A 12,257-nucleotide genomic window follows, 5' to 3' on the forward strand; every position below is an offset into this window, starting at 1 on the left:
CAGCTTGAAGTATGACGGGTATAATGACATTCCGTCATCTACGACTCAACGTAAGACTCAAAACCATGTTTGAAATAAACCCGGTAAAAAACCGAATTCAGGACCTGTCTGATCGGACAGACGTTCTCAGGGGGTATCTTTGACTATGATGCCAAGAAAGAGCGACTGGAAGAAGTAAACGCCGAGCTGGAACAGCCCGACGTCTGGAATGAACCTGAGCGTGCGCAAGCGCTGGGTAAAGAACGTTCTGCGCTAGAAGAGATTGTCTCGACCATTGATCAATTGGATCAAGGTATGGAAGACGTTTCCGGCTTGCTGGAATTGGCGATTGAAGCTGACGATGAAGAGACTTTTAACGAAGCCATTGCCGAGTTAGAGATCCTTGACGGCAAGCTGGGCCAGCTCGAATTCCGCCGCATGTTTTCTGGTGAATATGATAGCGCCAACTGCTACCTGGATTTACAAGCGGGTTCTGGCGGTACTGAAGCCCAAGACTGGGCCAGCATGCTGCTGCGTATGTACCTGCGCTGGGCTGAATCAAAAGGCTTCAAAACTGAAATCATCGAAGAATCTGATGGTGATGTTGCAGGCCTGAAGTCTGCCACCATTAAGATCATCGGCGATTACGCCTTTGGCTGGTTACGTACTGAAACTGGCGTTCATCGCCTAGTTCGTAAAAGCCCGTTTGACTCCGGTGGCCGTCGTCATACCTCTTTCAGTTCTGCTTTTGTCTATCCAGAAGTTGATGACGATATTGATATCGAAATCAACCCGGCAGATCTGCGTATTGACGTTTACCGCGCATCCGGTGCGGGTGGTCAGCACGTCAACAAAACGGAATCTGCGGTACGTATTACCCACCTTCCGACCAATATCGTGACTCAGTGTCAGAATGACCGTTCTCAGCATAAGAACAAAGATCAAGCGATGAAACAGTTGAAGGCGAAGCTGTATGAGTTTGAGATGCAAAAGAAAAATGCTGATAAACAGGTTCTGGAAGACAATAAGTCTGATATCGGTTGGGGTAGCCAGATCCGTTCTTATGTACTGGATGACTCCCGTATCAAAGATTTGCGTACCGGCGTGGAAACACGTAACACGCAAGCGGTACTGGATGGTGATCTGGACAAATTCATTGAAGCAAGTTTGAAAGCCGGGCTATGAGGAACTTAGATGTCAGAGCAAAAACCACAAGTCGCTGAGCAAGCGCAAGAACCAGAACTCAATAGTGAGTTACAAGCTCGTCGGGAAAAGCTGGCCTTGCTGCGGGAAAAGGGAATTGCGTTCCCTAATGATTTCCGTCGTGAGCACCTCTCTGACCAGCTACATGCTGAGTACGGCAGTAAAGAGAATGAAGAGTTAGAAGCGCTGAATATCGAAGTCACCGTGGCTGGCCGTATGATGACTCGCCGTATTATGGGTAAAGCATCATTCGTCACACTACAAGATGTCGGTGGCCGTATTCAGTTGTACGTTTCCCGCGATGATCTGCCGGAAGGCGTTTATAACGAAGAATTCAAAAAGTGGGATCTGGGCGATATTCTGGGTGCTCGTGGCAAGCTGTTTAAAACTAAAACCGGTGAGTTGTCTATCCACTGTAGCGAACTGCGCCTGTTGACTAAAGCGCTGCGTCCGCTGCCGGATAAATTCCACGGCTTGGCTGATCAGGAAACCCGTTACCGTCAGCGTTATTTGGATCTGATCGCTAACGATGAATCTCGCCATACTTTCAAAGTTCGTTCGCAGGTGATGTCTGGTATTCGTAGCTTCATGGTGGAAAAAGGCTTCATGGAAGTCGAAACCCCTATGATGCAAGTGATCCCAGGTGGTGCTTCAGCGCGTCCGTTTGTGACTCATCACAATGCGCTGGATATCGATATGTACTTGCGCATCGCGCCAGAACTGTATCTGAAACGCCTGGTTGTGGGTGGTTTTGAACGTGTATTCGAAATCAACCGTAACTTCCGTAATGAGGGCGTTTCCCCGCGTCATAACCCAGAGTTCACCATGATGGAACTCTATATGGCGTATGCGGATTACAAAGATCTGATCGTGCTGACTGAAGAGCTGTTCCGCACTCTGACTGAAACCGTATTGGGTAGCAGTGTGGTGCAGTATGGTGAGCAGACATTCGATTTCGGTAAGCCTTTTGCCAAACTGACCATGAAAGAAGCCATTTGCAAATATCGCCCTGAAACCAATGTGGCAGATTTGGACGATATGGACAAAGCTTTGGCTATCGCCGAGTCATTAGGCATTAAAGTTGAGAAGAGCTGGGGCCTAGGCCGCGTTCAATGCGAGATCTTCGAAGAGACCGCAGAAAGCCACCTGATTCAGCCTACTTTCATTACTGAATATCCAGCAGAGGTTTCTCCGCTGGCACGTCGTAATGATGATAATCCGTTTATCACTGACCGCTTTGAGTTCTTTATCGGTGGCCGTGAGATTGGTAACGGTTTCTCAGAGTTGAATGATGCTGAAGATCAGGCTCAGCGTTTTGCTGATCAGGTTAGTGCTAAAGAAGCTGGCGATGATGAAGCGATGTTCTACGATGAAGACTACGTCACCGCGCTGGAACATGGTTTACCGCCCACTGCTGGTTTGGGCATCGGCATCGACCGTATGGTGATGTTGTTTACCAACAGCCACACCATCCGTGACGTTATCCTGTTCCCAGCGATGCGTCCGGTTAAATAAGTTTATTGTGGTAGCGGTAATCTATAAGGGTGCTACGGCACCCTTTTTACTAAGCAAAAACCGCCATAGTTATACTTGGTTTAATCTAATCGCTTAAAATACCGGCGCTTAGACCATATCTTCGCTTGCCCACGAGAAAGAACCGGTTATAATGCAAACCGCACACCGAAGCGGGTGTAGTTCAATGGTAGAACGAGAGCTTCCCAAGCTCTATACGAGGGTTCGATTCCCTTCACCCGCTCCAATCTAACGTCTTGCAGTATCTCCCGAAGTACATCAAACCCAGTAAATTCGCACTTCTCAGGCTAATCTAGTTATTCCTATATACATGTTCGTCTATTTAAATCTACTTATAGCGGGGGGTATATATGGGGGTATCAAATTGTACCACCCAAAAGTTACCCGCAGTTTCAACTCGCCATTGGTTCGCCCGGTTGTTTCATACCAGCTATCGTCAATGCACGTTGCAGACATAAACCATAACATGCACCAAACGCCGCCGGGAGCCTCCCTGGCACGTTTTTAATTCCGGGTAATGAAAAGTCATGGTGTGGAGTTAAGGCTATCTCTGAGTTACCTGCAAATTATCAACCAGTTGCTGTCTGAACGCTTTACCAAATGGCCGGACATATCCAAGTTTAGGATCAATTTCAGCGCCAAACGACTCATACCGGTAAAACTCCCCTTCCATAGGTTTACCGCGCCAGTCAAAGCGCACATAGCCATCTGGTTGAGTCTGGTAACCAGTTTGTCGTGCAGAGATAAGGACGTCGTCGCAGTTTTTGAACGCTATACCTGAGAGGAGGTACCAAACCCAGAAGAACCACTTCCCGCGCCCCACTTTCCCGGCAGCTTCCCTCATAGCTTGAGGCTGTTTTCCTTTGCCCATTTTCTTAACCTGCCGCAGGCGTTGGAGTAGGGGGAAGATGTATTGAAAGAAATCATTCTTCCCATGGTCCATTTGCCATACCAAGCTTTTCCATACAGGTCATCGTCAGATCGCTTATTGATCAATTCAACGATTTCGCTTTTAGCGTTCTGTAGTTGGCTGCTTAGCGAGCGTAAATCCAAATAGCTATAGTCGCGATAAAACCGTTGGGCGAGAAGACCCAGTTGGTTCCATTTATAACCCGTTTCCGGGAAATCAACAGGCTTTCCCTTTTCATCAAGCGTTATCCATTTGATAACTAAATTGTTCCAGCCAAGTAAGTAGGAGACAAGATTGCAAACGCTCATTACAGTGTCTTTCGCATGTCCTTCCATTGATTCATCTGATGCTGATTCGGGCGGAATTGATGCGAGATAACCTGACAATTTATTAAAGTTTTTGTCTATTGCTAATAGGAGTTCTAATTTGGTTTGTGGCACACCCATGAGAATTCCCTCCCTAGTTGTTGGGATATTCAGCGAGTTTGGCAACGGAGAGGGGCCTACGCGAGCACTTTCTGGAAAAGATGTGAGAGAAAACGCATTATTAATCTGATTCGATTGTATTTTTTCTTTTTAACTTATTGTTTTATTTTATAAACCTCTTCTCGGAATATGAAATTACGCTCGATACCGTGAGCACGTTAACGCAGATATCGCCATACTGAAAGGAGCGATTCTTTATGCTCCTCACTTCAAAACCAGCCAAAACACTAGGAACGATAAAACACCCGATACGTTCAGTTCTGTTGGTAATAGCCTGTGACGAATCAGATCGCTTAAAGATCACATTCACTCGCTATTTACGGCTAGAAGGTGATTGTTTTTACGCTGAATAACCTACAAAAGAAGGAAGTGTGATTCTCTCTGATCTGTTTGTTTGCCGGCCGTTAAAAAGTAGTGAAACCAAAGTAATTAACTGTATTCTGTTCTTATGCCAAATATCTATCGGTATTCCCTATGTTGATAGCCTACTTAGATGCGTTAAATATTTTGAGCACGCCTGTTTGGGTCGTTTTACCCAAAAATCAGGAAATACTTTTTGCTAACAAGGAAGCCCGAACAATTGCAGGTGATAGCCCACTCCAGTTACTGCGCAATGGCCGGTTTTCAGCACATGCACAGCAGCATTTGGATGCATACCTGCCGGCTTTGGCAGAAGAAGATCAAATCGTTGAAATCTGGACTATTCAAACAGCAGGCAATAGCTTTCCCCTGAGTTGTCGGCTCTCTTTGACACAATTGGAACCGCACGGAGACGTTATTGTTTTCGAAGGGCTTTATATTGCAGGTGCGGAGGTTACTCGCCCCAATGTCGGTCGATTGTGCTCTAAACCCTACTGTCGCGACGAACGGGGTTTTTATGAGCAATTTTTCGACACCAACACCGCCCCGATGTTATTGATTGATCCATCGGACGATGGCCAAATTGTGGATGCTAATCAAGCAGCAACCCGTTTCTATGGTTATTCCCGGGATGAGATGTGTATGAAACATACTTGGGAAATTAATACCATGGGTAAGGATGTTTTGCCCGTAATGCGTGAAGTGGCCAAGCTACCTGGTGGGCACAAGCCTCTCAACTTCATCCATAAATTAGCCGATGGAAATACCCGCCACGTGCAAACTTACGCCGGCCCCGTTGAGTTGGATGGTATGCGGTTAATGCTTTGTATCATTCATGACATTACTGAACAAAAACGCCTTGAACAGGCATTAGAAGATGCGGCCTTACGGGATCCACTGACTGGCTTGGGGAATCGGCGGCAATTCTTTAATCTTGTTGAACATGCTAATGCGCAAAGCCAACGTTATGCACAAGGCTTCAGCTTGATGTTGGTTGATGCAGACCATTTCAAGCAAGTAAATGATTTGCACGGGCATCATAAGGGTGATGAAGTCTTGATATTACTGGCAAGAACCCTGGAATCTCGCATTCGTGAAAGTGACATGATTTTCCGCTGGGGAGGCGAAGAGTTTGCCATTCTGCTTCCTTCAACCAATTTAGCGGGCGCATTACAAGTGGCGGAGTCTATTCGTGAGGCTGTTCAGTTAGTCTGTCAACCCAATATGCCGCGACTCACTGTAAGCATTGGTGTAGCACAACATCAGGCTGGCGAAGATACTGATAGCTTATTCAAACGCATGGATGAGGCTCTTTACCGTGCAAAAGCGGCAGGGCGAAATAGGGTGCTGGCGGCATAGGCCGATAAGTGGGGGATTAGCTGACCTCTCTTTACCGATAACTAGCCGCTATACGAACACCATAGCCTGGTCGTAGCATTTATCTATTCCAGCGGCAAATGATCGAGTGGTTTTACCTCGCGCAGGACGAAGGTGGTTTGCATCTCTTTAATGCCCGATAATCGGCGGATAACTGACATGGCGAAAGTGGAGAAACTATCGAGGTCTTCCGCGACCACTTGCAGCAGGAAGTCAGCATCTCCAGCGACAGCATAGCAAGCGATAACCGGCGTTAACTCCCCTACCTGCATTTCAAATAGCTTGGCTTCTTCTTCACTGTGGCTGTCAATTTTCACCCGAATAAATGCCAAGATTCCCAAACCAATTTTTCGTCGATCGATATTGGCTTGATAACCGGTAATAATTCCGCTCTCTTCTAATTGCTTTACCCGCCGCCAGCAGGGGGAGGTTGCCATCCCGACTTTATCGGCCAGCTCCTGGTTCGTCATACGGCCAGCATGCTGTAACTGTTTCAGTATTTTAATATCTGCCGGTGTTATGAGTGATGATGGCATTTTCTACCTGATTGTTATTTTATTTGGGAATGTATTACCAATATTAGCTGAATTTAGGTGATAAAAGAAAGCACTTATCTACCAGCGAGGGATATGATTATGAGCATATATTATCGGTAAAAGGACAGTGGCTATGGCAGAGCAAATGCGGATCGCGATTATGGTTAACCCTGAACTCCCTGTTGGTTTAATTGCCAATACCACCAGCGCGGTAGGGATTGGTTTAGCAGCAAAATTTCCGCAACTGGCGGGGACAATGTTGTCCGATTCAGGGGGGAAAGAAATTGATGTTAGCTCAAAATTACCGGTACCTATTTTACAGGCAAATGCTTCGCAGATGAGAGAGGTGTTGTTGAAAGCATTGGCGGCGACCAATGAACGGGCAATTGTGCCTTTCCCGGCATTTGCGCGTGCAATGCACAGCTTTCAGGATTATGCAGATGCGTTCCCGCAACACTCTCTCTGTGATGAACAGCTCGATGGTTTGGGATTGGTCGGGCCAGAAAAATGGATTCGATCATTGACTGGCGCGTTAAAACTGCTGCGCTAGTCAGGTCGGTTATCAATGGAAAAAAAACGGGTTCTGGCATGGAACCCGTTTCTTTATTGGCTATCAGTGGGTTAAGTTAACTGGCTTAATTGCAATACGTTACCGGCGACACCATTGATATACAACTTGCGATATTCATTTGCGGGCAGGCTAACGGATAATTCACGCCACGCCGGTTGATAGCTGCCGGTGCGCGCAAAGGTGATATCAATACGGTGATTATCGGTAGTCACCTGCCAACTCAGCCACAATGCATGGCCCTGCTGCCAGCGGTGGCTTTCGCCATCATCTTCAAACAGCATTCCACTCGATCGCCCCGCGCCCTTGGTGGGGTAGAGTGCCAACTCGCGTTGTGAGTCCAACTTGGCATTAACAAAGGCGATGCGGCGTGACAGCGGCAGCGCTGCGCCGGCTCGTACCAATAGTGGCAAACGCTCCAGTGGCGCATCAAGGATGATCTTTTGCCCGCCGCCATACCATTGGCCGGTGTGGAAACAATACCAGCCGCCATTATTATCAGGCTGGCTATTATCAGGTAAGTACACTTCCCGCAGGCGTTGTCCGGCTTCTACCACACTGGCAACTAACAAGTCGCGACCCAGCATAAAGTCGTCATTTTCTGTAAACGTGCCACTATCGTGCTCATGATCGAGGAAAGTAGGGCGCAACATAGGCTCATCATCATGGGTGGCCTGCCACTGTAAGGTGTAAAAATAGGGCAGTAACCGATAACGCAGCGCCATAGCATCACGAATCATCGGCGTGGCAGCAGGGTACATCCAGGGCTCGTTTACCGTGTGGTCGTCATTCCATGAGTGAATAGTAAATCGTGGATGCATCACGCCATTTTGTACCCAGCGAATAAATAGCTCGGCTTCGGGTTTGTCACCCGAAAAACCACCGACGTCGTGGCCGAGGTTGTATAACCCTGACAGGCTCATCCCCAGCCCCATGCGGATGTTATAGCGCAGCGTTTGCCAACTGGTACGGTTGTCACCACTCCAGGTCTGGGCGTAGCGTTGCATACCGGCACAACCAGAGCGTGATATTAAATACGGGCGTATATCTGGTGCAAATGCTTGTTGAGCCTCCATTGAGGCACGCATCATCAGCAAAGGCATTACCGGTCTGATATGTTTGATAGCGATAGATTCACCGAATCCATTGCAGCGCGCTTCACCATCCCACACTTCATATTCATTATTATCATTCCAGGTAGAACCGATCCCCATCTCCAGCAGTTGTTTGGTCACATTCTCCTGCCACCAATCCACGGTTGCCGGATTGGTAAAATCAAGGTGGGAGCCTTCATCATCCCAGAATGAAGAGCGCTCTGGCAACCCGCTTTCGCCATCACGAATAAATAATCCGCGTTCGGCAACGTGCTGATATTGTGGGTGATCTTGTAATAGACACGGTTTAATATTGGCGGCTAACTTAATGCCCGCTTGCAGGAAAGCCTGACTCATCACCTTGGGCTGCGGCACTTTGTCGTAATTCCAGTTAAAAACATAACGCTTGTTGTTGATTGAGGTATAGCCCGATGAGAGCTGGAAAGAGTCGCAAGGAATATCATGCTGCTGACAGAGTGTAATGAATTTTTGCAATTGCACCTGTGCATCGGGAGCATCGGTGTAGTGCATGGTTGAACCGCTGTACCCAAGGCTCCATTTGGGGCCAAATTTGGTTTTGCCGGTCAGGCGGACAAATGCCTTGGTGACATCCAACACTTTCGGGCCGAGGAACATATAGTAATCGAGATCGCCAGCTTCAGCCTGATAGCGGCGATAGGCCAGATGGTAGTTATCAATCTCATTCCCTAAATCTAACCAGCAACTGCTTAAATTGTCATAAAAAAGACCAAAGCTGACATCATCACGGCGAGTGATGGTAAACGGGATATGCTTGTAGAGTGGGTCAGTACTGGCGGCGTTGTAACCCATAGCATCTAAATTGCGCATTTCAAAGCGGCGACCCGCACGGTTAAGATCACCGGCCTTTTCACCTAATCCGTAATATTGCTCATTGGGATATCGCCGCTGATAGTGAGCAATAGCTTCTCCATGGGGGCTGAGTAAATAAGCGCTGGTGGGCCGATCCGCCGCCAGTGGCTGCCACTCGCCGTGCTGATTTTTATATTCCCATGCCAGATATAGCGGTTGATAAATGGTCACTCGCAAACATTCAGTGGTGACTATCAACTGTTGTTCATGGTGTTCCAATTGATAACCTGGGATGGAGAAACCGTCCAGGCTAAGTCGGTCACGGCCAGACCATGGCACATCGCCTTGTGGGGCAATGCTCCAGGTGCGGTTTAAGGCCAGTTCACCATTCTTTTTAATCAGCACACGGCAGAGGTTTTGCTCTAATATATACAGACAAAATATATGATGATCATCGACCAGTAATTCCAAATGGTCGGGATATTGATTTATTAACTGCCAGTTTTTTAATGTTTTCATCACAGCTCATCTTTTTTCTGGCAACAGTACGGGTGCACCGTTGCCGGGTTAATAGCATCAGGCAACCGGTTGTGTTTTATTGCGGCGCTCAGCAAACAGGGCAACCAGGAACACAGCACCAATCAAATCGAAGAAACCCATAGCAATAAACAGCGGGTTAAAGCCAATGGTGTCGGATACGGCCCCAATCAATAAAGTAAACAGGAAGCTGGCAATCCAGGCGGAAGAGCCGCGCAGACCATTGACGGTGGCCACTTGGTTTTTATCAAAAGAATCAACTACTAACGCACTGAGCATGCAAGAGATAACCTGATGACCGAAGCCACCAATAGAGATTAAAGCAATAGCCAGATAAGGGTCTTTGGTGATGGCAACAAAGGCCAGTGAAACCATCATAAAGGCACCGGTTACGGAGCTGGCAACCACTGAGTTGATACGACTGCAACCGAACCATTTTTGGTAGAGTTTGGTTAAATAGCCACTGGCAACACTGCCGATATCTGCCGCCAGGAAGGGGAGCCAGGCGAACATGGCAATCTGTTTCAGGTCCATGCCCCGCTCGGTTGCCAAATAAAGTGGAACCCAGAAGCTAAATACTGCCCATGCTGGCTCGGCTAAAAATGCCGGGATAGCGATACCGTAAAATTTCTTATTCTTACTCAGAATAGCCAATGATTTAAGGAAAGGCAGTCGAGGGAGTACCGGTTCATTGTCTTGGTGAATCAGTTCAAACTCTTCCTTACTCAGGTTTGGATGGGTGTCAGGTGAATGATAAAAACGCCACCACAGCACAACCCAAACCATAGCCAAAGCACCGGAGAATAAGAATGCACCTTGCCAGCCGAAAGCCACATGAGCCAATACGATAATTGGTGGGGCTAACATCGCACCAATAGAGAACCCCACCCCCGCCCAGCCAGCAGCAATGGGGCGTTCCTTTTTCGGGAACCAGTCAGAAATCGCTTTGGCGTTTGCCGGTGTTGCCGCCGCTTCAGCACTACCCATAAAGAAGCGCAGCACCGCCAATTGAAACCAGGTACCAGCCCCTGCGTGCATCATGCATACCACCGCCCAGACACTGGCGCAGATCAGGAACCCCATTTTCAAGCCGATGACATCAATCAGCCAACCGCAGAGTGGCTGGAAGACGGTGTAAGCCAACTGAAAAGACGCCACAATCCACGAGTATTGTTCAGTGGTCATATTCAGGCTGGTTTTTAACTCAGGGGCCAGAATACCTAGAGAGTTACGGGTAATATAGTTAACGGTGACCCCGAGTAGAAATAGTGCCAGCATCCACCAGCGTAATGATTTTATTTTTCGCCGCTCGACAACTTTAGCGGATTGATTAATCTCAACACTCATCCCAGCCTCCTGATGTTAGTCGGCAGTAAATTAACCGGACCAACTTATTGTTTTGGTATGATCTATTCTCGGTTATTAAGATTACGCTGAGTTTTAATGTGACTCCGTTCACATTAAACTCGATTTAAAAAACTCAACTTATTGATAATATTTGTTTTTTGTATGTTTAATCAAAGTTAACCGGACTGATAAGTTTTTAAAATTGGTTTACCAAAACAAGGTAGCTAGCTTAAATTGGCTTTAATACGCATTTTTTTGAAAGGATTTTCATAAGCTGGGCAATATTTCAGCATTTATATTGAATAACGGCCTGAATAAGCTATTCACCGGCTATGAGAATTTTTTCATTTGCTAATTTGAGAGAGATCACAAAATGAATGGAAAGCTAAAAATACAAGAAATTGCTAATCAGACTGGCCTTTCAATTAGCACGGTATCGAGAGTATTAGCCGGTAAAGCCAATACCAGTGCGAAAGCAAAACAGCAGGTAATGGCGTATGCGCAGTCGCAGGGGATATTGCAGAATTTGTCCAGCGGGCGGTTGATGCTAAATAATATTATGGTATTTGCTCCTCATCGCGCCTTTGATGTACGTACCGATATTTTTTACTACAAAGTTATTCAGGGGATTATTGAGGCGGTCAGCCAACATGAAGTCATGATTCGCTACTGTGGATTATCCGAAACTCACTGTGATATTGGGTTATTTTTGGAAAAAATAACCCATCCTCAAACCGAAGCAGCAATCATTATTGGTATCGACGATCCACGCATTCATACATTAGCAGCTGGGGTGCATAAGCCGTCGGTGTTAATTAATTGCCGTGACAAAGAAATGTCATTGGATAGTGTGTCGCCAGACCACCAACTGATTGGTGAGTTTTCTGCCAACTACTTGATACAGCAAGGGCATCGGCGCATTCTGACCCTGCAATGTTTACGCCGCAACACAATGGAACTGCGCTTGGTGGGAATAAAAGAGGCTTTCGCCGATAACAATATGCGCTTTGATGATGGGCAGCATCTGATTACCACTCATGGCTTTGGCGCGGAAGAGGCTGAGCAAGCGTTAACCGCTTTTATCATAGGTTGTGAAGATAAGAGCCAACTGCCGACAGCCATTTTAGCCGGGGGGGACTATATGGCGGTTGGTGCGGTTAATGCATTGAATAAACTGAACATGAACGTGCCTGATAACGTATCCGTTATGAGTATGGATGGTTTTAATCTGGCAGAGATTCATGATGTTCCACTGACGGCGGTGCATGTTCCCCGAGATGAGTTGGGGGCTGAAGCTATACAGTTATTGCAACGACGCTTATTACGCCCAGATGCGCCCTTCAGTAATACCTTATTGCAGGGCAAATTAGTGGCTCGTGCTTCGGTCAAGCAGGTCAATCAGAAAAGAGTGATGTCTACGGCAAATAAGCCATTGGATCAGTTATATGATTTGTAATTCTTAGTATGGAAAATCATCAATGTCTATCTCATAAAATA

General features: G+C 47.0%; 10 protein-coding genes, 1 tRNA gene and 1 pseudogene. 6 read left to right on the forward strand and 6 right to left on the reverse strand.

Annotated elements, in window-relative coordinates:
• The first annotated feature begins 65 nt into the window (after nt 1–65).
• The 3 genes from prfB (at nt 66) to A6J66_021130 (ending at nt 2,941) form a co-directional block, all read left to right on the forward strand.
• Nucleotides 66–1,164 (forward strand): peptide chain release factor 2 gene (gene prfB / locus A6J66_021120; protein ID PNM26431.1). Its coding sequence is split into 2 segments (ribosomal slippage): nt 66–140 and nt 142–1,164, totalling 1,098 coding nucleotides; the frame shifts between segments, so codons are not numbered across the junction.
• Between the two features lie 9 nt (nt 1,165–1,173).
• On the forward strand, nt 1,174–2,697 hold the full coding sequence (lysS, locus tag A6J66_021125; protein PNM26432.1) for a lysine--tRNA ligase: 1,524 nt from the start codon (nt 1,174–1,176) through the stop codon (nt 2,695–2,697).
• A gap of 170 nt (nt 2,698–2,867) precedes the next feature.
• A tRNA-Gly gene (locus A6J66_021130) sits at nt 2,868–2,941 on the forward strand.
• 339 nt (nt 2,942–3,280) lie between these two features.
• Here the strand turns inward: A6J66_021130 and A6J66_021135 are convergent.
• From A6J66_021135 to A6J66_021145, 3 genes and pseudogenes are all read right to left on the reverse strand, one after another.
• A pseudogene (locus tag A6J66_021135) lies at nt 3,281–3,460 on the reverse strand (hypothetical protein).
• A 95-nt stretch (nt 3,461–3,555) separates the two neighbouring features.
• A complete protein-coding gene (locus A6J66_021140) occupies nt 3,556–4,071 on the reverse strand; it encodes a DfsB family protein (protein ID PNM26433.1) in 516 nt (171 codons plus the stop codon).
• Nucleotides 4,072–4,213: 142 nt separating this feature from the next.
• The gene (locus A6J66_021145; GenBank protein ID PNM26434.1) at nt 4,214–4,414 is read right to left on the reverse strand and encodes a hypothetical protein; all 201 of its coding nucleotides are present in this window, start codon (nt 4,412–4,414) and stop codon (nt 4,214–4,216) included.
• Nucleotides 4,415–4,584: 170 nt separating this feature from the next.
• Here A6J66_021145 and A6J66_021150 point away from each other — a divergent pair, with 170 nt between their 5' ends.
• Nucleotides 4,585–5,829: a sensor domain-containing diguanylate cyclase gene (locus tag A6J66_021150; protein ID PNM26435.1), complete on the forward strand. Its 1,245-nt coding sequence runs from the start codon at nt 4,585–4,587 to the stop codon at nt 5,827–5,829.
• An 83-nt stretch (nt 5,830–5,912) separates the two neighbouring features.
• On the opposite strand, the gene A6J66_021155 is transcribed toward A6J66_021150, so the two are convergent.
• The gene (locus tag A6J66_021155; GenBank protein PNM26436.1) at nt 5,913–6,383 is read right to left on the reverse strand and encodes an Lrp/AsnC family transcriptional regulator; all 471 of its coding nucleotides are present in this window, start codon (nt 6,381–6,383) and stop codon (nt 5,913–5,915) included.
• A 133-nt stretch (nt 6,384–6,516) separates the two neighbouring features.
• Between A6J66_021155 and A6J66_021160 the strand changes: the two genes are divergently transcribed.
• Nucleotides 6,517–6,933 (forward strand): DUF2000 domain-containing protein, encoded by a 417-nt coding sequence (locus tag A6J66_021160; GenBank protein PNM26437.1) that lies wholly within the window; start codon nt 6,517–6,519, stop codon nt 6,931–6,933.
• Nucleotides 6,934–7,004: 71 nt separating this feature from the next.
• Here A6J66_021160 and A6J66_021165 read toward each other — a convergent pair whose 3' ends face one another.
• Together A6J66_021165 and A6J66_021170 are read right to left on the reverse strand one after the other, a co-directional pair.
• Nucleotides 7,005–9,395: a glycoside hydrolase family 31 protein gene (locus A6J66_021165; protein ID PNM26438.1), complete on the reverse strand. Its 2,391-nt coding sequence runs from the start codon at nt 9,393–9,395 to the stop codon at nt 7,005–7,007.
• 57 nt (nt 9,396–9,452) lie between these two features.
• The gene (locus tag A6J66_021170) at nt 9,453–10,760 is read right to left on the reverse strand and encodes an MFS transporter (GenBank protein ID PNM26439.1); all 1,308 of its coding nucleotides are present in this window, start codon (nt 10,758–10,760) and stop codon (nt 9,453–9,455) included.
• A 373-nt stretch (nt 10,761–11,133) separates the two neighbouring features.
• On the opposite strand from A6J66_021170, the gene A6J66_021175 reads away from it, so the two are divergent.
• Nucleotides 11,134–12,216 (forward strand): cytochrome-c peroxidase, encoded by a 1,083-nt coding sequence (locus tag A6J66_021175; GenBank protein PNM26440.1) that lies wholly within the window; start codon nt 11,134–11,136, stop codon nt 12,214–12,216.
• Nucleotides 12,217–12,257: the final 41 nt, after the last annotated feature.

This window comes from Yersinia enterocolitica, from assembly GCA_002082245.2.
Lineage (GTDB): Bacteria > Pseudomonadota > Gammaproteobacteria > Enterobacterales > Enterobacteriaceae > Yersinia > Yersinia enterocolitica_E.